Source organism: Novosphingobium sp. 9 (genome assembly GCF_025340265.1).
Lineage (GTDB): Bacteria > Pseudomonadota > Alphaproteobacteria > Sphingomonadales > Sphingomonadaceae > Novosphingobium.
On sequence record NZ_CP022707.1, the window covers coordinates 649486 to 675000 of the forward strand.

The 25515-nt window shown below is 64.9% G+C and carries 17 protein-coding genes, 1 tRNA gene, 2 pseudogenes and 1 riboswitch (1 of these 21 only partly in view); of the genes and pseudogenes, 11 read left to right on the forward strand and 9 right to left on the reverse strand.

Going from position 1 to position 25515, the window contains the following annotated elements:
- Positions 1 to 13: 13 nt before the first annotated feature.
- From CI805_RS03200 to CI805_RS03210, 3 genes are all read right to left on the reverse strand, one after another.
- A complete protein-coding gene (locus CI805_RS03200) occupies positions 14 to 469 on the reverse strand; it encodes a DUF2141 domain-containing protein (protein WP_313958515.1) in 456 nt (151 codons plus the stop codon).
- Complete coding sequence (locus CI805_RS03205; protein WP_260926217.1) at positions 436 to 1170, reverse strand: sterol desaturase family protein; 735 nt, start codon at positions 1168 to 1170, stop codon at positions 436 to 438. The genes CI805_RS03200 and CI805_RS03205 overlap by 34 nt, the downstream gene beginning before the upstream one ends.
- Before the next feature lie 83 nt (positions 1171 to 1253).
- Positions 1254 to 2786, reverse strand: a complete 1533-nt coding sequence (locus CI805_RS03210; protein ID WP_260926219.1) for a DEAD/DEAH box helicase — start codon at positions 2784 to 2786, stop codon at positions 1254 to 1256.
- Positions 2787 to 3120: 334 nt separating this feature from the next.
- On the opposite strand from CI805_RS03210, the gene CI805_RS03215 reads away from it, so the two are divergent.
- Both CI805_RS03215 and CI805_RS03220 read left to right on the forward strand, forming a co-directional pair.
- Positions 3121 to 3441: a YbjQ family protein gene (locus tag CI805_RS03215; RefSeq protein ID WP_260926221.1), complete on the forward strand. Its 321-nt coding sequence runs from the start codon at positions 3121 to 3123 to the stop codon at positions 3439 to 3441.
- Positions 3442 to 3451: 10 nt separating this feature from the next.
- On the forward strand, positions 3452 to 3778 hold the full coding sequence (locus CI805_RS03220) for a hypothetical protein (RefSeq protein WP_260926223.1): 327 nt from the start codon (positions 3452 to 3454) through the stop codon (positions 3776 to 3778).
- A gap of 4 nt (positions 3779 to 3782) precedes the next feature.
- Here the strand turns inward: CI805_RS03220 and CI805_RS03225 are convergent, their stop codons facing one another.
- Together CI805_RS03225 and CI805_RS03230 are read right to left on the reverse strand one after the other, a co-directional pair.
- Positions 3783 to 4289, reverse strand: coding sequence for an MmcB family DNA repair protein (locus CI805_RS03225; protein WP_260926224.1), 507 nt, complete (start codon positions 4287 to 4289; stop codon positions 3783 to 3785).
- 64 nt (positions 4290 to 4353) lie between these two features.
- Positions 4354 to 4596 (reverse strand): hypothetical protein, encoded by a 243-nt coding sequence (locus CI805_RS03230; protein ID WP_260926226.1) that lies wholly within the window; start codon positions 4594 to 4596, stop codon positions 4354 to 4356.
- A gap of 297 nt (positions 4597 to 4893) precedes the next feature.
- Between CI805_RS03230 and CI805_RS03235 the strand changes: the two genes are divergently transcribed.
- Positions 4894 to 4970, forward strand: a tRNA-Arg gene (locus tag CI805_RS03235).
- Between the two features lie 148 nt (positions 4971 to 5118).
- Here the strand turns inward: CI805_RS03235 and CI805_RS03240 are convergent.
- Positions 5119 to 7257, reverse strand: coding sequence for a TonB-dependent siderophore receptor (locus CI805_RS03240; protein WP_260926228.1), 2139 nt, complete (start codon positions 7255 to 7257; stop codon positions 5119 to 5121).
- A 181-nt stretch (positions 7258 to 7438) separates the two neighbouring features.
- A riboswitch (cobalamin riboswitch) is annotated at positions 7439 to 7691 on the forward strand.
- A gap of 184 nt (positions 7692 to 7875) precedes the next feature.
- On the opposite strand from CI805_RS03240, the gene CI805_RS03245 reads away from it, so the two are divergent.
- Entirely contained in the window at positions 7876 to 8907 is a 1032-nt protein-coding gene (locus CI805_RS03245) for a HoxN/HupN/NixA family nickel/cobalt transporter (RefSeq protein ID WP_260926230.1), read from the forward strand.
- Positions 8908 to 9061: 154 nt separating this feature from the next.
- Here CI805_RS03245 and CI805_RS03250 read toward each other — a convergent pair whose 3' ends face one another.
- Positions 9062 to 10000: a LysR family transcriptional regulator gene (locus tag CI805_RS03250; RefSeq protein ID WP_260926232.1), complete on the reverse strand. Its 939-nt coding sequence runs from the start codon at positions 9998 to 10000 to the stop codon at positions 9062 to 9064.
- Here CI805_RS03250 and CI805_RS03255 point away from each other — a divergent pair.
- Positions 10000 to 12075 carry an FUSC family protein gene (locus CI805_RS03255; protein ID WP_260926234.1) on the forward strand — a complete coding sequence of 692 codons (2076 nt, stop codon included), beginning with the start codon at positions 10000 to 10002 and terminating at the stop codon, positions 12073 to 12075. The genes CI805_RS03250 and CI805_RS03255 overlap by 1 nt on opposite strands.
- Before the next feature lie 64 nt (positions 12076 to 12139).
- A pseudogene (locus CI805_RS03260) lies at positions 12140 to 13230 on the forward strand (PLP-dependent cysteine synthase family protein).
- Between the two features lie 159 nt (positions 13231 to 13389).
- Here the strand turns inward: CI805_RS03260 and CI805_RS03265 are convergent.
- Both CI805_RS03265 and CI805_RS03270 read right to left on the reverse strand, forming a co-directional pair.
- A complete protein-coding gene (locus CI805_RS03265; RefSeq protein WP_260926236.1) occupies positions 13390 to 14922 on the reverse strand; it encodes an MFS transporter in 1533 nt (510 codons plus the stop codon).
- A gap of 129 nt (positions 14923 to 15051) precedes the next feature.
- Positions 15052 to 16086 carry a LacI family DNA-binding transcriptional regulator gene (locus CI805_RS03270; RefSeq protein ID WP_260926238.1) on the reverse strand — a complete coding sequence of 345 codons (1035 nt, stop codon included), beginning with the start codon at positions 16084 to 16086 and terminating at the stop codon, positions 15052 to 15054.
- Positions 16087 to 16391: 305 nt separating this feature from the next.
- Between CI805_RS03270 and CI805_RS03275 the strand changes: the two are divergent.
- The 5 genes and pseudogenes from CI805_RS03275 to acpA all read left to right on the forward strand — a co-directional run.
- A pseudogene (locus CI805_RS03275) lies at positions 16392 to 19171 on the forward strand (TonB-dependent receptor).
- Positions 19172 to 19415: 244 nt separating this feature from the next.
- A complete protein-coding gene (locus tag CI805_RS03280) occupies positions 19416 to 21152 on the forward strand; it encodes an alpha-amylase family glycosyl hydrolase (RefSeq protein WP_260927758.1) in 1737 nt (578 codons plus the stop codon).
- Positions 21153 to 21179: 27 nt separating this feature from the next.
- Positions 21180 to 22787, forward strand: coding sequence for an alpha-amylase family glycosyl hydrolase (locus CI805_RS03285; RefSeq protein WP_260926240.1), 1608 nt, complete (start codon positions 21180 to 21182; stop codon positions 22785 to 22787).
- Positions 22784 to 24874 carry a glycoside hydrolase family 97 protein gene (locus CI805_RS03290; protein WP_260926242.1) on the forward strand — a complete coding sequence of 697 codons (2091 nt, stop codon included), beginning with the start codon at positions 22784 to 22786 and terminating at the stop codon, positions 24872 to 24874. Before CI805_RS03285 ends, CI805_RS03290 begins: the two co-directional genes overlap by 4 nt.
- A gap of 129 nt (positions 24875 to 25003) precedes the next feature.
- Positions 25004 to 25515, forward strand: the beginning of a protein-coding gene (gene acpA / locus CI805_RS03295) for an acid phosphatase (RefSeq protein WP_260926244.1). 1153 nt of this gene lie beyond the right edge of the window; 512 of the gene's 1665 nt are visible here — the first part of the coding sequence; the start codon lies at positions 25004 to 25006; the stop codon falls past the right edge of the window.

The following is a 25515-nucleotide window of genomic DNA, read 5'->3' on the forward strand; positions in this document are numbered from 1 at the left end:
CCGGCTCTGTCCGTTACAGCATATAGCGCATGCGGATGGTGAGGCGGGTGTCTTTTCCTTGCGTTTCAAAGGCCGCACGGGCGAATCGGGGTGGGCCCATGCGCACCGGCGCATCGCGGGAAAAGCCGAAGCCCTCGCGCGGGATCATCAGCGCGGTGTCGAGCTTGCCGTTGCTGTTCTCGTCGTGAATCAGGGAGATGGCATAAAGCCCGTCGGGCACGGCGCCAAAGTCCAGCTCCAGCGGTTCGCTGGCCGCAACGGTGAGCTTGCGCGCCTGCGGATCGTGCCGACAATCGGGAAAATCCGCCGGTTTCGCGGTCAGGCAGGCGAGTACGTGCCCCTTGTCGGAACGCAGATCAGTGACGGCGACGGTGACGTCGCTCGATGCCGGAACCACTGGCACCGCCAGCGCGGCACTCGCGCCCGAAAGCAGGATCAGGGCGCCGAAAGCCCCCGGTCGGTGCCGCACAGGTGATCCCAGAACCGGAAGTAGAGGCCGTAGTTGCATCGGTAGAGCTCGTGATGGCGATGGTGGTGGCTGGCAGTGATAAGCCCCTTGCCAAGGCGTGATTGTACAAGGGCTTGGGGGAATATCTCCCAACCCATGTGGTTGGTGATGCCCATCACCGTCATGATCAGCAGGACCATGCCCAGCACCGCGACATGGATCGGCACGAGGAAGACCAGCGCGGGGATGATCACCGCGTTGATTGCCGCTTCGATGGGGTGAAAGCTCATCGCCGCCCACGCGGTCGGCGGGCGGCTGGCATGGTGGACGGCATGGGCACGACGGAACACCCTGGGGCGGTGCAGCCAGCGGTGCGTCCAGTAGAACCAGGTATCGTGGAGAAACAGGTAGATCGCCAGCGAAAGCGGGAGATACCACAAGGGCCGGTCGTGCAGATCGGTATAGATCAGCGTCCAGCCGTGCTGGCGCCAACCCCACGCCACGATGCCTGCGGGCAGGCCGAATATCAGCGCGGAAAGCAGTGACCAGCCGATCTCGCGGCGGATCTGCCGGTTCTGCCCGGCATAGAGCCCCGGCCGTGCACGGGCGGTGATCCACGCGAAGAGGCCGGAGGTCAGCAGATACCGAACCCCGACGATCGCCGTCATGGCGATCACCGAGGCCAATACCGCAAGAGGACCGGGGCCGAGGCTGTCAGGCATGGCGCATGCTTATGCGCGCCTCGTGCCCCTTGATCCAGCGGGGAATTCCACCCCGCGCGTGGTTGCGAATGTTCGCGAAAGGCTCAGCTCGCGCGGCGGACCGAGCCCTTGTGCGTGCCGACGGTCTTGCCGCCGCGCGGACGGAAGCTGCGCTTCTGCTCGCCACCTTCACCGCCTTCGCGGCGCGGCTGGCGATTGTCGCTGCGGCCTTCGTGGCTGCGACCTTCGCCGCCACGACGCTCGTTGCGGCCCTCTCCACGACCTTCGCCGCGACCTTCACCGCTGCGGCCCGACGACGAGCGGTTGCCGTCCGACTTGCGACGATCGCCGCCCCCGCGACCGTCACTGCGGTTTCCGCCGCCCGAACGCGTGCCGTGGCCGCGACCGTTGCCCTGCTGCTGCTCGGGCGCCTTGCGCGAAGGCGCGGGCAGACGCGAGGCCTTGGCGGTGAAGTCTTCGGGCAGGTCGAGCGGGGCCAGCTTGACGCGGGTCAGACGCTCGATGTCGCGCAGGAACGGCTTCTCGTCCGGCGCGACGAAGCTGACGGCCACGCCGTCGGCACCCGCACGCGCGGTGCGGCCGATGCGGTGGACGTACTGCTCGGGCACGTTCGGGATTTCGAAGTTGTAGACGTGGCTGACGCCGCTGACGTCGATGCCGCGCGCGGCGATATCGGTCGCGACGAGGATGCGCACGGTGCCCTGGCGGAAGCCGCCGAGCGCGGCCGTGCGCTGGGCCTGGCTCTTGTTGCCGTGGATCGCGGCGGCGGGGATGCCGGCGGCGGTCAGGTGGCGCACGACGCGGTCGGCGCCGTGCTTGGTGCGGGTGAACACCAGCGCGCGGTCGATGGCGCCATGGGCGGCCTTTTCGGCAGCGTCAGGAGCCAGACCTTCACGCAGGTGAATGGTCAGCAGCGCCTGCTTTTCGGCCTGGTTGATATGCGTGACATACTGCTCGACGCGCTCTGCCGTGGTCGACTGCGGCGCGACTTCGACCTTGACCGGATCGTTGATGAACTGACGGCCCAGCTCGGCGATCGCCTGCGGCATGGTGGCCGAGAAGAACAGGCTCTGGCGGTTCTTGGGCAGCAGCGCGGCAACGCGCTTGAGCGGGACGATGAAGCCCAGGTCCATCATCTGGTCGGCTTCGTCGAGCACGAAGATCTCGACATGGCGCAGCGTCAGCGCGCGGCTGTCGATCAGGTCGAGCAGGCGGCCGGGGGTCGCGACGAGAATATCGCAGCCGCGCTCCAGCGCGCGTGCTTGCTTGCCTGCCGGAACGCCGCCGAAGATGCACTGGATCGAGAGGTTGAGGAACTTCGCGTAGCCGCGCATGTTCTCGGCGATCTGCGCCGCCAGCTCACGCGTGGGGCTGAGCACCAGCATGCGGCAGCCCGCGTTCTGGCGGGGCTTGGGATCCTGCGCGAGGCGGTGCAGCGAGGGGAGCGAGAACGCGGCGGTCTTGCCGGTGCCGGTCTGCGCGATGCCCAGCAGGTCGCGGCCTTCGAGCAGCGAGGGGATCGACTTGCGCTGGATCGGCGAGGGATCGGTGTAGCCCTTGGCTTCGAGCGCACGGAGAATAGGCTCGGCAAGGCCAAGTTCGGAGAAATAGGACATCAGATGCCTTCGATATGATGCAAGGCGCAGGGTCTGTGCGCTGCGCGTCGCAAGGGTTCGTACGATGCGACCCTGCGTGAAGAAGGAAGCCAGTTGGCTCGTCAATGTTCGTCCGGGCCGGTCTTCGCGAAATCTTCGCGCTGGACCTCACGCCGCTCACGGACTGCGGCGGACAACGATCCGCTCGCCAAAGACGCAGGGCGCGATATAGTCGCACTTGCCCGTCAGCGCAAGATAATTGCTCTGGTAGAGATAAGGCGTTGAAGCGGTGGACTCTTGGCGGGATCGTCGAGCCGGCTATGATGCGCCGTCAAACGCAGGAGAGGAAATCGTCATGATCGTCACCACCACCGAATCCGTCGCGGGCCATGTCGTCACGGAGAGCCTCGGGCAGGTCTTCGGCGTTGTCGTGCGCAGCAGGGGTCTCGGCGGCAACATCATGGCGGGCCTGCGCTCGGTGATCGGCGGCGAAATCAAGGAATATACCGCGCTGGTCGAGGATACCCGCCGCCATGCCATCGACCGGCTGGTGATGAACGCGCGTCTCATGGGGGCCGATGCTGTCGTGATGATGCGCTTCGATTCCGGCTCGATCGGCCAGACGATGAACGAGGTGGTTGCCTATGGCACCGCCGTGAAGATCGTGCGGGCGTGAAAGGCGCGTCATGAGCACCGCTGCGCGCACGTTCATCCTTGCTGTTGCGGCGGTGATCGCGCTGGTCGGCGTGGCGATGAGCGTCACGCTGGGCGGTGGCGGATGGCCGCTGATCGCGATCGGGCTGGTGCTGGCGCTGAGCGTGCTGGTCGAGGGGCGCTATCGCGGCCCCGCGCGCGACGTGATCGAGGCATCCGGCCCATGGCAGCGTACGGGGGAGCGGGAAGTCGACAGCGAGACTGGAGAGATCGTCGAGGTCTGGTTCGACCCGCATACCGGGCGTCGTCGCTACGAGCCACTCGGGCAGTTTTCCGGCGAGGCCGAACGCGAAGGGTGATCGCCTACCCCTGATCGCGCACCCATGCAGCGGTTTCGGGATCGAGCAGCGTGGTCATGCGGCGCATCGAGGCCCGCGCGAGGCGCTCCATCTCGACCTTGCGCCGCGTGGCGGCAAGCTGGTGCAGCGGAGCGGGACGGACGATCTCCGCATCGTAGCCATCAGCGACGATCACGCCGCAGCGATCGGGCAGAAAACCCTCACCGTCTAGCGGCGCACGATCGAGCGAAGGGGGCAGGCCCCAGTAGAACCGGTCGCAGAAGTCCAGATAGTCGGTCCACTTGCCGTCACCCAGCAGGTCCGCGCGGCTGACCTTGATCTCGACGATCACGATCTGGCCTCGGCTGTCTATGCCCATAAGGTCGGCCCGGCGGCCATTGCGCAGCATCATCTCCGGCAGGCACCAGATGTCGTTGCGCGCGAAAAGGCGCGCTATTCCCCGTGCGACATCGCCTGCTGTCAGCGCTTCAGCGGGGGCGGGAAGAGAGAAAAGCGAATCGCGATCAGCCATGTCGCCATTATTTAGAACAAATGACGAACAATCAAGATGGTGTGATGCTGGGAGTTGCCAGCGTTCAACGCAGCGAGGATTTCGGAACCAGCGCGGCAATGGCGTCGCGCGCCGTGCAGAACTCCTGCCACAGGCACCGCGCTGCGCCGGCAGGATGCGTGCCCCGCGCGACAGCTGCCAGAAGCGCCGCCAGTCCCGGCTCCATGATAGCGCAAAGGTCGGAGATACCCTGCTCCGCGATTTCGCGGCGAGGGCCCTGGAGGTCTCGCAGCAGACCGGGAACCTGTTTAAGGTGGGCGGTCATCACGGGCTGGGCGATTCCTGCGATGCTTGCGACGGCGCGCCCGGCCGTGTGCAATGCCGACCATTTCATCGTCAGCGAGTCACCACCTCCTTGTCCGAATTGCCCTGGCCAGGGGCGGGGAAGGTGCTGGCCGGTTCCGGTTGTGCCCGCGGTGCCAAAGGAAGGAGCGTTCATGACGCTGAAGATGCGCCTCGGTGCTTGCTCAACCGTAAAAGAGGTAAAGGTGTAAATTATGTGTTCTGTGCAAGAGTCGATTGGCTCTGGTCAGTCTGAAAAGGCTCTGCTAGTCGCCCTTGCACTGCACCCGTAGCTCAGCTGGATAGAGCGCTGCCCTCCGAAGGCAGAGGCCACAGGTTCGAATCCTGTCGGGTGCGCCATCTCCTTCAGTAATGTGATTGTCGAAACTTCCTTGGGATGAGGATGGTTCCGGTCGATCATGTCATGAGCACAGCTTGAAGAAGATATGGAAAAAGGCGGCCTTCCTTTAGGGAGGGCCGCCTTTTCGCATTTTTCAGAACTGAAGGATCAGTAGCTGAAGGTGATCGAGCCCATCACGGTGCGCGGTGCGGCGTAATAGGCCTGTCCCCAGGCAAGGCTGTTCAGGTACTTCTTGTCAGTCACGTTATCGACGACGATCTGGGCCTTGATGCCCTTGGTCACGGTCATCCCGGCCATCAGATCGAGTACGGCATAGTGGCCCTGGCGGACAACGGCGTCGTTCCCTTCTGCATCCTGCACGGTGCTGTCATCAATGTGGGTCGCGTCCTGCCAGCGCAGGTTCGCGCCGAACTTGAGGTCGTTCAACTGCGGGATGGTGTAGGTGGTGTTGAGCTTGAGCGTGCGGTTCGGGATATAGGTGAACGCGCGCTCGCCGTCGGGAGTCTTGAGAGTGAACCCGGTATAGCCGCCGCCCACAGTCCAGTTCGGTGTGATCTTGCCGGCGATTTCGACCTCGAAGCCCTTCGACGTGGTGGTTTGGCCGACGTAGTATGTGCCGCCGGCCGGGCCGACATCATCGTCGCCAAAGGTGCCGGCTGCTTCGGCCAGATTCTTCTGGTGCGCACGGAACAGGGCGGCCGTGGCATAGAGCTTGCCGCCGAACCACTCGCTCTTCACACCGGCCTCGATGCTGCTGCCGGTCGCAGGCGCAAGGCGCTGGTTGCCAGCGTTGACCTCGCTCTGCGGATTGAAGATACCCGTGTAGCTGGCATAGAGTTTCACATTGTGCGTGATGTCGTAGAGCGCGCCGACATAAGGTGTGACCTTGCTGTTCTTGCGCGCTTCATCCACGCCATAGCTGTCGCCGGTGGACTTGAGCCAGGTGGCCGAAGCCCCGGTGATGGCGGTCAGGCGATCCGTGATATTCCAGTGGATGGCGCCATAGACGCGGGTGATGCGGTCGATCGTGCGGGCCTGAAGGACGGGCGTAGGATAGTCGTCCGGTTCCGGAATGGTGACGTTGCCGATTTCGGATACCGCCGGATAATCGGGATAGGTATCCGAAAAGCCTTCGTATTCATGCCCGCTGTTGCGACCGGTCGAAACGCCGAAGGCCAACTGGTGCTGGCGTCCGAACAGCTGGAACGGTCCCGATGCGTCTAGGTTGTAAATGTCCTGCTTGTAGTCCGTTGGGTAGATCCCGGTCATGCCCGAGATGCCGAGGCCGGTATCCGGATCGGGGTAGCCGTAGGCGTAGAGCAGCTTGGATTTGTACTGGATGCGGTTGAAAGTGTAGGTGCCTTTCACCGACCAGTCGTTGCCGAGATTGTACTTCAGTTCGGCGAATGCGCTCTGGTTGCGGGTGTTCCAGTAGGTCCATGGCGCGGCGGTGGAGGCCGAGCGCTTGTAGCTGATCTGGCTGCCGTCCGAATAAGTCATCGGCAATGTGCCCCACATCACGCCATCGGCGTTATTCTGCTGGCGGCTGTAACCGGCAGTGGCGGTGAGATCCGGTGTCACGTCCCACGCGACTACGGCGCCGATCACGTTGCGGTTTACGTGGTAGTAATCGAGGTAGGAATCGCTGTCTTCATGCGCGCCGACCACACGGGCGCGCAGTGTGCCCGAAGAGTTGAGCGGGCCGGAAATGTCGGCCTCGACACGATGATCGTCGAACGAGCCGAGATAGCCGGTGACGGAGGCCTGGAAGGTGTCGGTAGGGCGCTTGCGCACATAGTTCACGGTGGCGGAGGGGTTGCCGACGCCGGTCATCATGCCATTGGCGCCGCGTACCACTTCGACGCGATCGTACAGCGCGGTGTCGAGGCTGCCGTAGGCGATGCCGCCCGAGAGCAGAGGCATGCCGACACCATCGACCTGGAAGTTGGTGATGGTGAAGCCGCGCGAATCGTATTGCGTGCGGTCCGTTTCTGCCCGCTCCACATTGACGCCCGGCACCTGGTCGAGCAGGTCGTTTACGTTGCGCAGCGAGAAGTCCTTGATCTGCTGCTGGTTTACGATCGTCACCGCCTGCGGTGTTTCGGCGATCGTGAGGGGGAGGCCGGTGGCCGAAGAGATGTCCTGGGTGGCAGGAGCCGTCACGACGATCGATTCTTCGGATTTCTTGGCGGTGTCGCTTGTTGCCGCAGCATCATCGGCATGGGCCGTGACGGTCAGCGCGCACGTCGCGACGCCGGTGGCCAAGGCGGTCAGAACCCTCTTCATTCGTACATTCCCTTGCAAACAGTTTTTATACGCCCGCGCGTTGGCCCGCTATGTGAAATAGCTTCTGCAAGTCAATATCAGTTTTGTGACGCGCGACCTTTCGGTTTCGCTGCAAGGTGCTTGCACGGATTGATACGGCACCATAGGTACGATCAGGTTCGATATTGGCGGTAACGTCAGCATTGGACAGGATCGCGCCGGTGCTTCGACAAGAGGCTTAATAGGGAATGCGGTGCGGGCGCCTTTCGCGTGCCCCATTCCGCAGCTGTCCCTGCAACTGTAAGCGGTGAGCGAGATGCATATGCGCGGACGGGCGAGAACCCCCCGAGCCGCCAGCCACTGGGTCGGACGCTAAATCGTGCGAGGCTCGGGAAGGCCTTGCATCGAGCCTTGACCCGTGAGCCAGGAGACCTGCCGGCGTCCGGTCGCTCTTGCCCGGGTCCAGGGGATGGCCAAGGCACGGAACGCTTCCGTCTGAGCGACGCAACGTGCGGCAGGGGCCGCATCGGCCGGGCAGGGCCGGACGCAGGCTGGCGTCCGTCCGGCATGTCTCGCGTCGACCGCTTGCGGCAGGCCCCTGTCAGGTTCGCTGACGCCGACAGAGGTTCCCGTTTCGCCATGGTCGCAAGTTCCTATCCTCCTTCCGTTTCGCTGCGAGGGCGTATCACGCTGCTGTTCGCCGTGCTGGCAGGCGTCAATCTGTTGGTCTGGGGCTGGGCTTTCAGCGTGTTCCATCACAGCCCGGTCATGCTCGGCACGGCGCTGCTCGCCTGGAGTCTGGGCCTGCGCCACGCCGTCGATGCCGATCATATCGCGGCGATCGACAACGTTACCCGCAAGCTCATGCAGGACGCCCAGCGCCCGGTCACGGTGGGGCTGTGGTTCGCGATCGGGCATTCCGCCATCGTCCTGATCGCGGCGACCACGATCGCATTGGCAGCCAGTTCCATCGAGGATTTCAAGGCTGTCGGGCAATCGGGCGGGGTGATCGCCACGATCGTTTCAGCGACGTTCCTGTTCGTGATCGCGATCATGAATCTGGCGATCCTGCGCGGCGTCTGGCAGCGTTTCCAGCAGGTGCGACGCGGCGGCAGCTATGAAGAGGACGACCTCGACATGTTGCTTGCGGGACGCGGGCTGATCGCGCGTATCCTGCGCCCGGTGTTCCGGCTGGTGAACCATGCCTGGCACATGGCGCCGCTGGGCTTCCTGTTCGGCCTCGGCTTCGACACTGCAACCGAAGTGGCGATCCTGGGACTGTCCGGCGCGCATGCGGCGGACGGGATTTCGCTGGGTACGGTGCTGGTTTTCCCGGTGCTGTTCGCGGTGGGCATGGCGCTGGTCGACACCGCCGATGGCGTCATCATGCTGGGCGCTTACGAGTGGGCCTTCGTGAAGCCGATCCGCAAGCTCTACTACAATATCGTCATTACCTCGATCTCGGCACTGATCGCGCTGGTGATCGGCTCGATCGAGACGGCGGCGCTGCTGTCGGAAAAGTTCGGGCTGACGGGTGGTGTCTGGTCCGGGGCTTCGGCGCTGTCGGGCCAGTTCAACACGCTGGGCTTCGTCATTATCGCGGTGTTCGTGGTCTGCTGGCTGGTCAGTTATGCGGTCTATCGCTGGAGCGGACTCGACGCAGAAGGGTAGAAAAACGCCCCATTGCTGCAACAGATGCAGGATTGTCCTGCAATTGTTTGCATTGCCGTAGGCGCAATTCGGGCGCAAGGGCGCGGACTTTCCCGCTTTTCCCTGGAAAGTCGCGATGCCCCCCCTTGCGCCTCTCTTCCTTTGCCCCGCGTCCTCAGCCTTCGCCGGAAAGTCGGGCATCCCACGGCGGCGCGGGCGTGAACCGTTCGATGATCCATTCGGCGAAAGCCGTGGTTCGTGCCGGAGCCAGACGGGCCGAGGGGCGCACGATATGGATGCCGGCCTCTGTGTCGAAGCTCCATTCGGGCAGCACACGCACAAGCGTTCCTGCCGCCAGATCGCGGGCGACGATACATTCGCCGACCCCCAGAATGCCGACATCCGCACGCGCCGCTTCGAGCAGCGCGGCGGTATCGTTGGCACGCAGGGCGCCGCGCACTTCCACGGTTTCGCGCCGCTTCCCGTCAGACAGGCGCCATTCCGGATACGAGGCATAGCCCGTGAAACCGAGGCAGGCATGGGCGGCGATTTCGGCGGGCGCCTGTGGTATGCCCCGGCGTTCGAGGTAGCCGGGCGAGGCGCAGAGGATACGGCGGTGGTCGCAAAGCCGCCGTGCGATCAGCCGGTTGTCGGCCAGCACGCCGACCCGCACCGCCGCATCATAGCCCTCGGCCACCAGATCGACGAAACGCTCGGCATAGTCGACCTCGACCTCCAGATCGGGATAGCGCGCGAGGAAATCGGGCAGCATCGCAGCCAGCCACATGCGGCCCATCGCGGCGGGAAACGCGAGCCGCAGCTTGCCGCGCAGCTGCACGGCGCCTTCGCTGGCCTCCTGCTGGGCCTCGGCGATCAGCCTGCGGGCGGACCGTAGCTTGTCGACCAGACGCAAGGCGGCTTCGGTCAGGCGGATGCGGCGCGTGGTACGCTCGATCAGCCGGACGCCGAGACGCCGCTCCAGCGCGGCGACGCGCTTGGACACCACGGTCGGATGCCGCTCCAGCAGGCGTCCTGCCGCGACGAAAGACCCCGCATCGGCGATGGCAAGCAGCGCCGACAGCTCGTCGACATGACTGGATTCGAGTTCGACCATTGGACAGCCGCATCTATCGTAGGATCACCGCGCTCGCGCAAGGGACCGACCTGTTCGAGGCGGTCTTTGCGCTGAAGGCCTTCGTCGCGGCGATGGCGGCGCTGTGGATCGCCATGCGGATCGGGCTGGATCGGCCCTATTGGGCGGTCATCACGTCCTATATCACCGCGCAGCCGCTGGCGGGCGCGGTGCTGTCCAAAAGCGCGTTCCGTATCGTGGGCACGATCACCGGCGCGATCGTGGCGGTGCTGATGGTGCCGGTACTGGTCAATGCGCCCGAACTGCTCTGTCTGGGGCTGGCCGGGTGGCTGGGGCTGTGCAGCTATCTCAGCCTGCTCGACCGCAGCCCGCGATCCTATTCCTTCGCGCTGGCGGGATATACCGCAGCGATCATCGGCTTTCCTTCGGTTGCCGATCCCGGCCACATCTTCACGATCGCGGCGCTGCGCCTGCAGGAAATCCTGCTCGGCATCAGTTGTAGCACGCTGGTCCATATCGTCGTGCTGCCGACATCGACGCTGGCGCATACCCGGCGTCGGGTTCATTCGATTCTGGGTGACGTGCGCCGCTGGCTTCATGACGCGCTGCTGCTGGCTTCCAACGCCAGCGAGGCGGAGCGGCGCAAGCTGGCGACCGACCTGCACGACCTGCACCAGTTGATCGTCCACCTCTCGTTCGAGAGTGGTTTTCGCTCGCCCACCGCCCGCGCAACAAGGGCGTTGCAACTGGAGCTTTCGCGCCTGCTGCCGTTCATCGGCGGTGTGGAGGACCGACTGCGCCAGCTGGGCGCAGCGGTTCCGGAAAGCGTGGATGTGCTGCGGCAGGATGTGGCGCGGGCGGTTGGCGACCACCAGACCAGCCCGGCGGACTGGGATGCCCTGCGGCGCCGGACCCGCGCGCTGATGCCCACGCTCGCGCATCCGCTGCTTTGGGAAGATGCGGTGCTGGCGAACTTTCTCGGCCGTCTGGAGATCATGATCGACGGCTGGCACCGCTGCACCACGCTGGCCGGTGCGCTCGACCATGGCGCGTATGACCGCCGGCGCCGGTTGTCGCTGCGGGGCGAGGGCCAGAGCGAGGGAGGCCGCGTTCTGACCCATCGCGATCACGGCATCGCGCTGCGCGGTGCGATCGGTACGGTTCTGGCGGTGCTCACCACATCGGCGATCTGGATTCTGACCGAGTGGCCCGATGGGGCGATGGCGGTGATCTTCGCAGGTGTATGGACCGCGCTGTTCTCCAGTCTCGACGATGCGCGCCCTGTCATGCGGCAGGTTCTGCTCGGCACCTTCACGGGCGGGGTGCTCGCGGTGATCTATGTCGGTGCGATCCTGCCGCGTGTGACCGATTTCGTGACGCTGGCGGGCGTGCTGGCACCGACCTTTCTGGTCATGGGCGCCCTGACGCCACGTCGCAGCACGGGGCTGTTCGCGATCGGCATGTTCAACAGCTTTCCCGGCTTCCTGATGCTGGCGAACAATTTCGGCGGGACCGTGCCGCAAGTGCTGAACACGGCGATGGCGCAGGGTTTCGGCACGGCGGTCAGCCTGCTGGCGATGAGCCTGACCCGCGTTCCGGGCCTCAGGCGCAGCGTGAAGGTGATGTTGCGCACCGGACGGCGCGAACTGGCCCAGCGGGCCCGCGCACCGAAACCGAAGATGCTTTCGGCCTGGACATACCTGATGCTGGATCGCATCGCCGTGCTCGCACCGCGCCTCTCGTTCCTGCGGATGGACCCCGAACCGGTGGTGACGGCGCTTCTGCGCGATATCCGCACCGGCATCTGCATGGCCGAACTGCGCGAGACCGCACAGGGCCTGAGGCCGGGATCGCAGCGTGCCATCGATGTGCTGATGGCACGGATCGGGGCTTTCGTGGAGCAGGGCAAAACGGCCGATCCGCAGGCCGTGGTGCGCGCCATAGATGCGTGCCTGCGCCATGCCTCGCGCTGGGAAGGCGTGGAGCAGCGCCGCCGCGCGGTGGTGGCGCTGGTGGGGCTGCGGCGCAACCTGCTGCATGGACGACCCGATCCCGGTCCGGCGGCGATGGCGCCGCGCGGTATCTTGCAGGCCTGACAAGATGGACTTTACCCGCTAGTAGCGCCGCTTCGCTTTCATCCGCTTCGGGATACGCCACCTCATGACCGTCACCACCGCCGCCGCTTCGACCCCGCTTGCCTCTCACCGGGCGTGGCTGGCCGAGGCGGTGCGGCGGATCGAGGCGGACTACAACCGGTCGGCGGACACCCACCTGATCCGGCTGGACCTGCCGCGCCATCCGGGGATCACGCTGTACTTGAAGGACGAAAGCTCGCACCCGACCGGCAGCCTCAAGCATCGCCTGGCCCGCTCGCTGTTTCTCTATGCCCTGTGCAACGAGTGGATCGGCCCCGATACCTGCGTGATCGAGGCCTCTTCGGGCTCGACGGCGGTGAGCGAGGCATACTTTGCGCGGATGCTCGGCCTGCGCTTCATCGCAGTGGTGCCAGCCTCGACCGCGCAGCCCAAGCTCGATGCGATCCGCTTCCAGGGTGGCGAGATCCACACCGTTGCCGATCCGCGCACCGTCTACGAGACCGCGCATCGGCTCGCGGCGGAGACGGGCGGGCACTACATCGACCAGTTCACCTATGCCGAGCGCGCGACCGACTGGCGCGGCAACAACAATATCGCCGAGAGTATCTTCGCGCAGATGGCGCGCGAAGAGCATCCGGTGCCGGCCTGGATCGTCTGCGGGGCGGGCACCGGCGGCACCTCGGCCACCATCGGGCGCTTCATCCGCTACCAGCGCCACGCGACGCAGCTGTGCGTGGCCGATCCGGTTCAATCTATCTTCCACCGCCACTATGCCGACCGTTCACAAGTGGCGCTACCTGAAGGTCAGGCCTCGTGCATCGAGGGATCGGTCGCCCGCGCGTGGAGCCCAGCTTCGTGCAGGGCGTGGTCGATCGCATGATCGCGGTGGAGGATGCCCAGAGCATCGGCGCGATGCGGGCGCTGTCGGACCGCCTCGGGCGCCATGTCGGCGGCTCGACCGGCACGAACCTGTGGGCCTGTGCGCAGGTGATCGAGGAAATGGCGGTGGCCGGGCAGGGCGGTTCCATCGTGACGCTGCTGTGCGATGGCGGCGAGCGCTACGGCTGTACCTACTATGACGAGGCATGGCTCGAAGGGCGCGGTGTGGACTGGCGCCCGGCGGCGGCGCGCGTGGCAGGACTGCTCGGCGTCTGAGGTCAGAGTCTGTTTGAAAAATGCCTGCGGGGGCATTTTTGAGGCGGCACCGGCCCTCTCCCCCACCCTACCACCCAACGGTAGTATCCTGCGGGTGGTAGGGTGGGGGAGAGGGCCGGTGCCGCAAAATTCGCCTTTCGCGAATTTTCAAACGGACTCTCAGGCGTTCTCGCGCACCCGTAGCGAGACCAGCGCGGCGATCAGTAGAGTCCCGCCCGCAAAGGCCATCGTCCAGACCGGCTGGCCCGGGAACAGTGCCTTCATGATCGAGCCCATCACGGTCGCCACCAGCAGTTGCGGCAGCACGACGAAGACGTTGAACAGCCCCATGTAGATGCCCAGCTTCGCCTGCGGCAGGGCGCTGGCCAGCATCGCATAGGGCATGGCGAGTATCGAGGCCCAGGCGATGCCGATGCCGATCTCGCAAGCGATCAGCGCATGGGGATCGCGCACCAGCATGAACCCGGCGAATCCGGCTGCACCCAGCGTGAGGCACAGCGCATGGGTGCGCGCCTTGCCGATCCGGGCAGAGAGCCAGGGCAGCAGCACCAGTGCTGCCAGCGCGGCGACGCCGTTGTAGACCGAGAACAGCACGCCTACCCAGTTGGCTGCCTGCTGATACACAGGACTGGCCGGATCGTCGGTGCCGAACTGGATCATTGCGACCACCGGCGTCGTGTTGATCCACATGATGAACAGCGCAGACCAGCTGAAGAACTGCACCACCGCCAGCCGCTTCATGATCGGCGGCATGCCGGAAAAGTCACCGACGATCGAGCCGAGCATTCCGGCAGGTCGTCCCGCACGGGCCATCAGGATCGCAACGGTCACGCACAGCCCGTATCCCGCCAACAGCGCGGCCAGGAGATAGACTTCCTTCTCCAGCGCCCATGCCCTCACGCCCAGCGCCACCACCACGCCTGCGGCGATCCACGTCAGCCCCGCCAGCGGATGACGCCGGGCGAGGGCGGCGGTGGTTTCCGATCCGTCCGAAGCGCCGCTGGCTTCACCGAACCTTGCCATTTCATCCGGGGCATATTCTCGCGTGGTCAGGACCGTCCAGAGCACGGCGGCCAGCAGCGCCACGCCGCCGACGCGGAAGCTCAGCCGCACGGTTTCGGGCAGTGTGCCATGCGCCGCCACATTGCTGATGCCCCAGTGATCCAGCAGATAGGGAAACAGCGAGCCGATCACGGCGCCCGCGCCGATGAAGGCGGTCTGCACCGCGAAGCCTGCCGTGTGCTGGCGCCTGTCGAGCATATCGCCCACGAAGGCGCGGAACGGCTCCATCGATATGTTGAGGCTGGCGTCCAGCATCCACAGCAGCGTGGCTGCCATCAGCAGCGAGGAACTCATCGGCATGGCGACGAGCGCCACAGCGGCCAGCAGCGCACCTGCCAGAAAATAGGGACGCCGCCGCCCGAGGCGGCCCAGCCATGTCCGGTCCGAGAGGTGGCCGACGATCGGTTGCACCAGCAGCCCCGTCAGCGGCGCGGCGATCCACAGTGCGGGCAGATCCTCGATCGAGGAGCCGAGCGACTGGAAGACCCGGCTCATGTTCGCGTTCTGCAAGGCGAAGCCGATCTGGATGCCGAAGAAGCCGAAGCTGATGTTGAACAGCCCTACCCAGCCTTGCCGGGGTTTGCGCCAGTGGTCCGGGCGCAGCGCGTCGTCGGGGCGGGTGTCATGCATGCGGCAACGATCCTCTCACAGGCCGCGCAAGACTTGTGCCGCGTCGGCCGATCCGCCCGCATCGCATGCACGCGGGCCTCTCACAAGCGAGGGGCCTTACGCATACGAATGCATGGCCTCGCCTAGGGCCTATCGCCCGGTCGAGCCGCGCACCACCAGTCGCGTTTCCAGCGCGACGGGGGGCGGCTCGCGCCCCTCGATCCGGGCGACCAGCGCATCGACGAGCCGCTCGCCTGCGCCTCGCAGGTCCTGCATCACGGTGGTCAGCGGCGGGCGGGCCATCGAGGCGGCGGGCAGATCGTCGAAACCGATCAGCTGGACGTCGGCGGGGACGGAAAGCCCGGCTTCCCCCAGCGCGCGCAGCACGCCGATGGCGATCAGGTCGCTGGCGGCGAACACCGCGTCGAATCGCGCGTCGCTCTCCAGCAGGTCGCGCGTTGCGGCATGGCCGAGGTCTTCGTGGCTGATCGCCGCACGGACCAGCGCCGGGTCGGCTTCAAGCCCCGCTTCGACCATGGCGGCGCAGAGCCCGCGATAGCGTTCGGCAAATTCGGGATAGTGCTCGTCCGCCTGGCCGATGAAGGCGATCCGGCGCGCGCCATTGGCAATCAGGTGGTGCCCGGCAAGCATCCCTGCGCCATGGTTGTCCGAGCCGATGGTGGTGCCGATGGCCTGCTCGCCAAGCGCGCCCCAGCGCACGAACTGCGTGCCCTGTGCGACCAGCTGGCGCAGGCGGCTGCGATAGAGCGTGTAGTCACCATAGCCCAGCAGGATCAGCCCGTCGGCCCGGTGGCTGTCCTGATAGCGCACGTGCCAGTCGTCCTCCATCTTCTGGAACGAGATCAGCAGGTCCAGCCCGTGATCGGCGCAGCGCCGGGTGATCGAGGAGAGCATGGCGAGGAAGAACGGGTTGATCTTGGAATCGCCGGGTGTCTGCTCCTCGAAGAACAGCAGGGCGATGCTGTTCGAGCGTTGCGAGCGCAGCGACGAGGCGTTCTTGTCGACCGAGTAGTTCAGTTCGCGCGCGATCGTCTCGATCCGGGCGCGGGTCTCGGCGCTGACCGAGCGATGGCCGCGCAGCGCCCGGCTGACGGTGGGCTGCGAGACGCCCGCACGATAGGCGATATCGAAACTGGTCGGCCGGTTGGTGGGCTTTCGTCCCATGTGTCTTCTGTCTCTCCCCCCGTTGCCTCGATGCCGTTCGTTGACGAGATTGCACGCAGTTCGCCGGATCGTCACGCACTGCCGGTCATGGCATTCTGGCCACGGGACCGAACGGGCGTATCGCCGTGGCTTTTATGTTGCATCCAGTTTGCACCAATGTTGCGCATACGTATGCCATATTATGCATTGCCTCGTCGCGGTCTAAACGCAGGGCAAGGACCACGCCACGGCGAACAATCGCCGGGCAGGCCACGGGACTCGGGAAGGGCATCTTCCGGGCACCGGACTTGAGGAGGAGGATTGAGATGTCGCTTCGCATGTATTCGCCCGCGCGTCGCGGGTCGTCGTTGACGGCAATCGCCACGGCGTTTCTCGCCGCAGGGCTGGGTGGTTTCGCCACGCCGGTTCTGGCGCAGGACGCGACCGATCCGGTCGAGAACGAGGCTCCGGCCGAAGGAACGATCATCGTCACCGGCTTTCGCGCCAGTCTGGAAAGCGCGGTCAACCGCAAGAAGCAGGCGCAGCAGATCGTCGAATCGGTTTCGGCAGAGGATATCGGCAAGCTGCCCGACGCCTCGATCGCCGAATCGATCGCGCGTCTGCCGGGTCTGACCTCGCAGCGTGTTTCGGGCCGCTCCAACGCCATTTCGATCCGCGGTTTCGCGCCCGATTTCTCGACCACGCTGCTAAACGGGCGTGAGCAGACCTCGACCGGCGACAACCGCGCGGTGGAGTACGACCAGTATCCCTCGGAAATGATCAGCGCCGTCAACGTCTACAAGACGCCGATGGCCAGCCTGATCGGGCAGGGGCTTTCGGGCACTGTGGACATGCGCACGATCCGGCCGCTGGATGCGGGCAAGCGCATCGTCTCGGTGGGCGCGCGCGGCTCCTATGCCGATCTTGGCAAGCTGAATGCCGGTTCGCGCGACAAGGGCTACCGCGTCAACGCGATGTACGTCGACCAGTTCGCAAACGACACCATCGGCGTCGCGCTGGGCGCCAGCTATACGAACGAGCCCTACCAGATTCAGGAGTTCAACTCCTGGGGCTATGCCGATGTCGATGCGACCAACAAGGTGATCGGCGGCTCGAAGTCCTATGTCACGTCCACCACGTTGAAGCGCCTTGGCGTCAACGGCACGGTGCAGTGGCGACCCGAACCGCAGCTGACCTTCACGCTCGACGGGTTCTATTCGGACTTCAAGGACGACCAGATCAAGCGCGGCATCGAACTGCCGCTCTACTGGGGCCCGGCCCCTTGCGCGATGGCTACACCGCTTCGGACGGCCTCATCACCGACGGCACCTTTGACGAGGTGAAGGGCATCGTGCGCAACGATGCCTTCCGGCGCCACGCCAAGCTCTATTCCTTCGGCCTGAACGGCGCGTGGGAAGGCGATGACGGCTGGAATGCCACGGCGGACATCAGCTATTCGCGCACAGACCGCAGCGAACTGGTGGCCGAGACATACGCGGGCACCGGGCGTCTGGGTTCGGGCGCAACCGATTCGATCGGCTTCCACAGCGCGTCCGACGGGGCGAGCTTCACGCACCTGCTCGATTACGGCGATTACGACACGATCCTGCTCACCAGTCCGCAGGGGTGGGGCGGCACCCAGATCGGCACCGATGGCACCACGATCCTTGGCGGGCAGGACGGCTATTACAACAACCGCATGATCCGCGATCGGCTGTGGCAATACCGGTTGGGCGTCGAGAAGAAGATGGACGGCGTACTAAGCTCGATCCAGGCGGGGTGGAATTATACGAACCGCTCCAAGTCTCTGGTGCCGCAGGAGTATTTCCTGGGGCTCAAGGCGAACACCGATGGAACCACCAGCGTCCCGGTGCCGGACGAGTTCCGTCAGGGTACGACCGAGCTTTCCTACCTCGGCCTTGGCCCGGTCATCAGCTACGATCCGGTCGCGCTGATCAATTCGGGCATCTACAACCTTGTCGCCAACCCCTACGGCGATGTCGTGGTCAAAAGCTACGCCATCAACGAACGCGTGATGACGGGCTACCTGCAGGCGAATTTCGATGCCGACATGGGCTCGGCGAAGTTCACCGGCAATGTCGGTGTGCAGGCGAACTGGACCGAGCAGAAGTCGCGCGGGGCCACCGCCGTGCTGCTGGGCACCAATGCCAACGGTTCGCCCAACGTCGGGTCCGAGCAGCGCAACGCCAGCACCGATTACTGGGACGTTCTGCCCAGTCTCAACCTGTCTCTGCGCTTCCCCAACGACTTTGTGGTGCGCTTCGGTGCGGCCCGTGAGATCGTTCGTCCGCGCTTGGACGACATGCGCGCTTCGCTGAGCGTCGGCTACACCATCACCGGCGACGTGGCGCAGGTGACGGGCGATTCCGGCAATCCGGACCTTCGCCCATGGCGCGCCAATGCGCTCGATCTGACCTTTGAAAAGTACTTCGGCGCAAAGGGGTATCTGGCGGCCCAGTTCTTCTGGAAGGATCTGAAGACCTACGTCTACAATCAGGATATCACCATCCCGACCAGCCAGCTGGCGCTCGCCAGCCCGGGTGACGGCATCAGCGTTTCGCCGACGGCGCAGATCAACGTGCCGATCAACGGCAACGGCGGCAAGCTCTACGGCGTGGAACTGGCGGCCACGTTGCCGCTGGAAGAACTCGTGCCCGCGCTTTCGGGCTTCGGTTTCACTGGCTCGGGATCATACACCAAGTCAAAGATCGCGCCGGAGCCGGGTGAACCGTCAAGCGCACTTCCGGGTTATTCGAAATGGGTCATCAACGGCACCGCCTACTTCGAGAAGTGGGGCTTCAATGCCCGCGGATCGGTGCGCTATCGCTCGACCTTCATCGGCGAGGTTTCCGGCTTCGGCGCCAACCGCGTGCGGCGCCGGGCGGCGGCAGAGACCATCGTCGATGCGCAGATCGGCTACGATTTCCAGCCCGGCAGTGCGCTGGAGGGGCTCTCGCTCTACATTCAGGGCCAGAATCTTACCGATGCGCCGTTCATCACCAGCAACCCCGGCGATACGCGTCAGGTCATCGACTACCAGCGCTATGGCCGCCGGTTCCTGGCCGGCTTCACCTACAAGTTCTGAGTGAACCCGATCGTCCGCTTCCCCTGAGCGGACGGGCACGACCGGGCGGATCAATCCTCCCCGTCCGGATGTGCAAAAGCGGCGGCGTGCCGGGCATGTTTTCGGCACGCCGCCCTCCCGCTTCGCAGACTTGATGCAGAGGACATATTTCGTGTTTCATCGTTCACGCCCCGCCCAATTCCTGCTCGCCGCCGCATTCTCGTCCCTCGCGGTCGGCACGGCTCAGGCGGGGCCGGTCGAGGACATGCGCGCCCGCAAGCCCGAGCAGGAGGTGATCTACTTCGTCCTGCCCGACCGTTTCGAGAACGGCGATCCCGCGAACGATCACGGCGGGCTGAAGGGCGATCGGCTGCACACCGGGTTCGATCCTTCGGACAAGGCCTTCTACCACGGTGGCGATCTCAAGGGCCTGACCAGGCGGCTGGATTACATCCAGAACCTTGGCGCCAGCGCGATCTGGGTCGGGCCGGTGTTCAAGAACAAGCCGGTGCAGGGGCCGAAGGGGCAGGAAAGTGCCGGGTATCACGGCTACTGGATCACCGACTTCACCCATGTCGACCCGCATCTCGGCACCGATGCCGATTTCAAGGCGCTGGTCGATGCTGCCCACGCGCGGGGCATGAAGGTCTACATGGACATCATCGTCAACCATACGGCGGACGTGATCCAGTATCGCGAGGGCGCGGCGCAGGGCTATCCCTATCGCTCGAAAGCGGCCTATCCGTTCTCCCGCAAGGGCGGCGTTTCGGGCGCGCCGATCAACGCGGGGTTCGCAGGAGATGACAATCCCGATCCGGCAAACTGGACGAAACTCGTCGATCCGGCCTTTGCTTACACGCCTGTCGTTCCCAAGGACGAAGCGCACGTAAAGGTGCCCGCCTGGCTGAACGACCCGATCTGGTATCACAATCGCGGCAATACGGACTGGAAGGGCGAAAGCGCGCAATACGGCGATTTCGTCGGTCTCGACGATCTGGCGACCGAGAATCCGCGCGTGGTGTCGGGGATGATCGACATCTATGGAGACTGGATCGACCGCTTCGGCATCGACGGCTTCCGCATCGACACCGCCAAGCACGTCAATCCCGCGTTCTGGCGCCAGTTCGTGCCCGCGATGCAGGCCCGTGCAAAGGCGAAGGGCATTCCCAACTTCCATATCTTCGGGGAAGTGACCACGGACGGGTACGATCCCGCGCTGCTGGCCTCGTGGACGCGCAATTCCGGACTGCCTGCCGTGCTGGACTTTGCCTTCATGCACGCGGTGATTTCGGCGACCGATGGCAGCGCAGGCTCGCAGGATCTCGCCCGTATGGTCGAAGACGATGCTCTTTACGAAGGCGGCAAGGCAGCGGCGATGCAACTGCCGACCTTCCTGGGCAATCACGATGCCGGGCGGATCGCGATGTTTCTGGAAAAGGCGAACCCGAAAGCCTCGCCTGCGGAAATCCTCGCACGGGATCGGCTGGCGCATGCCATGCTGCTGACCCTGCGCGGTGTGCCGACGATCTACTATGGCGATGAGCAGGGCTTTGCCGGGACTGACGGAGATCAGCGCGCGCGGCAGGACATGTTTCCCTCGCACGTCGCGCTCTACAATGCAGAAGCGCTGGTCGGCAGTTCCGCGAGCACGGCGGCCTCGAATTTCGATCCGCAGCAGCCGCTGTATCGTTTCATCGCCAGCCTGGCGAGACTGCGCCGGGCAACCCCGGCACTGACTGATGGCCGCACAGTGCTGCGGGCATCCTCGGACACGCCGGGGCTGTTCGCCGTTTCCCGCTTCGATCCGGTGACAGGACGCGAAGTGCTGCTGGCCTTCAACACGTCGGCGCAACCGCTGTCGGCACCGGTGCAGGTCGAGGCGGGATCGAGCCGGTTCGATGTTCTGGCGGGAGAAGGCTGTGCGACGACTGTGGCGGCGCCAGGCTCGCTGGAGGTGACGCTAGCGCCCTTCGGCTTCGCGGTTTGCGCGGCGAAGCCCTGAGAAAACGGACGGCCCGAAAGGTTCGCAATGACAGATACCAATAGCGAATGGTGGTGTGGCGCGGCGATCTACCAGATCTATCCTCGCAGCTTCATGGACGCGAATGGCGACGGGATCGGTGACCTCGCCGGGATCGCCGATCGCCTCGATCACGTGGCCCGGCTGGGCGTGGATGCCATCTGGGTTTCGCCGTTCTACACCTCGCCGATGGTCGATTTCGGCTATGACATCGCCGATTACTGCGACGTTGATCCGATTTTCGGAACGCTGGCCGATTTCGATGCGCTGATGGCGCGGGCACGTGATCTTGGCCTGAAAGTGATCGTCGATCAGGTCTATGCCCATACTTCCGACCGGCATCCCTGGTTCGCGGAAAGCCGCAGCGGTCGCACCAACGCCAAGGCGGATTGGTACGTCTGGGCCGATCCCAAGCCTGATGGCTCGCCGCCGAACAACTGGCAATCCGTGTTCGGTGGGCCTTCGTGGTGCTGGGATGCGCGGCGCGGGCAGTATTACCTGCATAACTTCCTCAGCGCGCAGCCGCAGCTCAACTGTCATTTGCCCGAGGTGCAGGAGGCGCTGCTGAACGTCGCGCGGTTCTGGCTGGATCGCGGCGTTTCCGGGTTTCGCATCGATGCGCTGAACTTCACGATGCACGATCCGCTGCTGCGCGATAATCCGCCTGCCCCCGATGACGGCAGCGTGCGGACGCGGCCGTTCGATTTCCAGTTGCAGACCTACAATCAGTCGCACCCGGACATCGTCCGTTTCATCGAGCGGTTGCAGGCGCTGATCGCCAGCTATCCCGATACGTTCTCGCTGGCCGAGGTCGGCGGGCGCGATGCCCGGCGCGAGATGCAGCACTTCACGAAGGGCCGCGCCCGGCTGGACAGCGCCTATGGCTTCGACTTCCTCTATGCAGAGGCGCTGACACCGGCTCTGGTCGCTGCAGCGCTGGCGGCATGGAGTGACGAGCCGGGGGCTGGCTGGCCGAGCTGGGCCTTCGAGAACCACGATGCGCCCCGCGCCCTGTCGCGCTGGTGTATGCCTGAGGATCGCGAGGCTTTCGCGCGGATGAAGGCGATGCTGTTGCTGTCGCTGCGCGGCAATCCCATCCTCTTTCAGGGCGAGGAGCTGGGCCTTCTGCAGGACGAGGTGCCGTTCGAGCAACTGCAGGACCCCGAAGCCATTGCGAACTGGCCGCTAACGCTGTCCCGCGACGGTGTACGCACGCCGCTGCCGTGGCAGGGCGAGGCGCGCAACGGCGGTTTCAGCGCCGGGGCACCGTGGTTGCCGCTCTCGGCACAGAATCTGGCGCGCGCTGTCGATGGGCAGGAGGTAGATGCCACATCGCAACTGAACCTCACGCGCGATCTGCTGTCCGTCCGCAGCGCGTCCCCCGCCTTGCGTCGCGGAACCTGCGAGGTGCTGCTGGCCGATGAAAGCCGCCTTGTCCTGCGTCGTCGCGAAGCCGGGCAAAGCGTGATCACCGTTTTCGAGCTGGCAGGTCACGATAGCGGTTGGCCCGACATTATCACCACCGCCGGGCAGGTGCTCGCCGCCGTCAACGGCGCGAAACCCGGCGTTCTGCCGCGTTTCGGCGCAATCTGGATACGCGAAGGAGAACCGACATGAAGCCGTTTGGTCTGATGGCCGCCGCCAGCCTTGCGCTGGCGACATTCGTGCCGACGGTGCCTGCTCTGGCGCAAGTCGGTACGCCCAGTGCTGTTCCGGCCAAGAGCGTGACGGCGACCTCGCCCGATGGTTCGCTGGTGCTTACCGTCGCGATCGACAACGACAGTCGCCCGGTCTGGTCGCTGTCGCGCAAGGGCAAGCTGCTGATCGCGCCCTCGAAGCTGGGCTTCATCCTGACCGACGGGCTCAATCTCGTTCGCGGCTTCACGATTCTGGGCAGCCAGACCGCCAGCGCCGACAGCACCTGGGAACAGCCCTGGGGCGAGCGTCGCTTCGTGCGTGATCATCACAACGAAGTGCTGGTGCGCCTGCAACAGTCGCCGCAGCAGGGCGGACGGCTGATGAATATTCGCTTCCGCCTGTTCGATGACGGTATCGGCTTTCGCTACGAGATGCCGCAGCAATCCGGCCTGAAGACCATGCATATCGCCGATGAGACGACCGAGTTCTCGATCGCGCCCAAGGGCACGGCGTGGTGGATTCCGGGGGGCGAGTGGAACCGCTACGAGCAGGTCTATCAGAAGACCCCGATCGATGCCGTCTCCACCGCACACACCCCGATCACCATGCGGCTCGATGACGGCACGCATCTGGCTTTCCACGAGGCGGCGCTGGTCGACTATTCGGGATACTGGTTCAAGCGCGCCGATGGTCAGCTGTTCCGCACCACGCTTTCGCCGGGTTCGGGCGGCGCACGGGTGGTGCGCGACCTGCCGTTCGATACGCCATGGCGCACGATCCGCATCGCTGACAGTGCCGCCGGGCTGGTCGAGAACGATCTCGAACTCAACCTCAACGAGCCCAACAAGCTGGGCGATGTCAGCTGGGTTCACCCGGTGCGCTATATCGGTATCTGGTGGGGCATGATCCGCGGCGACTGGACCTGGGCCGAAGGCCCGCGTCACGGTGCCACGACGGCGCGCACCAAGCAGTACATGGACTTCGCCGCTGCCCACGGTTTTCGTGGGGTGCTGGTCGAGGGCTGGAACAGGGGCTGGAATGGCGACTGGTTCGGCCATGGCGACGAGTTCAGCTTCACCCAGGCCACACCCGATTTCGATCTCGATGCCGTGACGAAGTACGGCGCGAAGAAGGGCGTCCATCTGATCGGTCATCACGAGACCGGCGGGAATATCGCCAACTACGAACGTCACCTTGAAGAGGCCATGGCGCTTTACCAGCAGCACGGCGTCGAAGTGGTGAAGACCGGCTATGTCGCCGATGGCGGCGGCATCATCGCCGACAGCGACAGGGCCGGCGATCCGGCGGGACCGCTGCGGATGGAATGGCATGACGGCCAGCGTCAGGTGGAACATCACCTCGCCGTGGTGGAGGCCGCAGCCCGGCACCACATCGCGATCGATGCGCACGAGCCGGTGAAGGACACCGGCCTTCGCCGCACGTATCCCAACTGGGTCTCGCGCGAAGGGGCGCGGGGTATGGAATACAACGCCTGGGGCGCCTTTGCGAACGGGCCGGATCATGAGCCGACGCTGGTCTATACCCGGATGCTGTCCGGCCCGATGGACTTCACGCCCGGCGTGCTGAGCCTGGAAGGCGCCGATCATGCGCCGCTCGCGTCCACGCTGGCCAAGCAGCTCGGGCTCTACCTTGCGATCTACTCGCCGATCGAGATGGCGGCCGACTTCATCGAGAACCTCAAGGCGCACCCGCGCGAAATGGCCTTTATCGAGCATGTGCCGACCGACTGGGCGGAGAGCCATCTGATTGCCGGCGAGGTGGGCGACTATGCGATCTTCGCGCGCAAGGACCGCAATAGCGAGGAATGGTTCGTCGGCGGCGTCAACGATGCATCCGCGCGCGATCTGACCTTGACGTTCGACTTCCTGCCGGCAGGCAAGCGTTACCGCATGTCGGTGTGGAAGGATGGCGCGGGCGCGACCTACCTCACCGATGCACGTCACCGCATCGCCTATGACACCGTGACGATCGCGAAAGGCGATACCTATCCGCTCTGGCTGGCGCCGGGTGGCGGTGCGGCGATGCGGCTCGTGCCGGTGGATTGAGGAGCGCTGGATTGAGGGCGCGAAATAGACGGACGCGCTGGCGAGAATCGTTGCCGTTGCAATTGACGATCGTCGCCGTGTGGTCACAAAGGGGGCGTAGCAGCCGCGCCAGACAGGAGTATGCCCCCGATGAGCCAGAACGATTCCGAAGACCGCAAGCCCCTCAGCACCGACCGGCGTGTGTTCCTTGGAGGATTGGCGGCTCTGGGCGCGGCCAGCGTTGCCAGTGGCAGTACATCTGCCGAAGCACGCGTCGCCAGCCCCAAGGGCTCCTCACGGCCAGTCACGGACGCCCAGCTCGCTGCGGCGATCGATACGGTTGTCGTGATCTATGCCGAGAACCGCAGCTTCAACAATCTGTTCGCCGACTTTCCGGGGCTTGCCGAACCGCTGGCCAATGTTCCGGCCGAGCGCACCGCCCAGCGCGATCGCGATGGTTCGTTGCTGCCGCATCTGCCCAAGATCTGGGAAGGCCTCGTTCCGGACAAGCAGGTCGTGCAGCACACCGAGTATCAGATCGGGCCGGACGATCTGCCGACGTTGCCCAATGCCCCGTTCGCTCTGAAGACCCCTGCGGGCGATCCGCTGCCGCACGGCGTCGTCACGCGCGATCTCATCCACTCGTTCTACAACAACCAGCA

What these genes read in the sequence shown, in the direction of transcription:
- CI805_RS03250 (WP_260926232.1), bottom strand. Translation starts at nt 10,000, where the DNA reads ATGGTCGAACTCGAATCCAGTCATGTCGACGAGCTGTCGGCGCTGCTT.
- CI805_RS03205 (WP_260926217.1), bottom strand. Translation starts at nt 1,170, where the DNA reads ATGCCTGACAGCCTCGGCCCCGGTCCTCTTGCGGTATTGGCCTCGGTG.
- CI805_RS03265 (WP_260926236.1), bottom strand. Translation starts at nt 14,922, where the DNA reads ATGCATGACACCCGCCCCGACGACGCGCTGCGCCCGGACCACTGGCGC.
- CI805_RS03270 (WP_260926238.1), bottom strand. Translation starts at nt 16,086, where the DNA reads ATGGGACGAAAGCCCACCAACCGGCCGACCAGTTTCGATATCGCCTAT.
- CI805_RS03215 (WP_260926221.1), top strand. Translation starts at nt 3,121, where the DNA reads ATGATCGTCACCACCACCGAATCCGTCGCGGGCCATGTCGTCACGGAG.
- CI805_RS03225 (WP_260926224.1), bottom strand. Translation starts at nt 4,289, where the DNA reads ATGGCTGATCGCGATTCGCTTTTCTCTCTTCCCGCCCCCGCTGAAGCG.
- CI805_RS03290 (WP_260926242.1), top strand. Translation starts at nt 22,784, where the DNA reads ATGAAGCCGTTTGGTCTGATGGCCGCCGCCAGCCTTGCGCTGGCGACA.
- CI805_RS03240 (WP_260926228.1), bottom strand. Translation starts at nt 7,257, where the DNA reads ATGAAGAGGGTTCTGACCGCCTTGGCCACCGGCGTCGCGACGTGCGCG.
- CI805_RS03280 (WP_260927758.1), top strand. Translation starts at nt 19,416, where the DNA reads ATGCGCGCCCGCAAGCCCGAGCAGGAGGTGATCTACTTCGTCCTGCCC.
- CI805_RS03245 (WP_260926230.1), top strand. Translation starts at nt 7,876, where the DNA reads ATGGTCGCAAGTTCCTATCCTCCTTCCGTTTCGCTGCGAGGGCGTATC.
- CI805_RS03285 (WP_260926240.1), top strand. Translation starts at nt 21,180, where the DNA reads ATGACAGATACCAATAGCGAATGGTGGTGTGGCGCGGCGATCTACCAG.
- CI805_RS03210 (WP_260926219.1), bottom strand. Translation starts at nt 2,786, where the DNA reads ATGTCCTATTTCTCCGAACTTGGCCTTGCCGAGCCTATTCTCCGTGCG.
- CI805_RS03220 (WP_260926223.1), top strand. Translation starts at nt 3,452, where the DNA reads ATGAGCACCGCTGCGCGCACGTTCATCCTTGCTGTTGCGGCGGTGATC.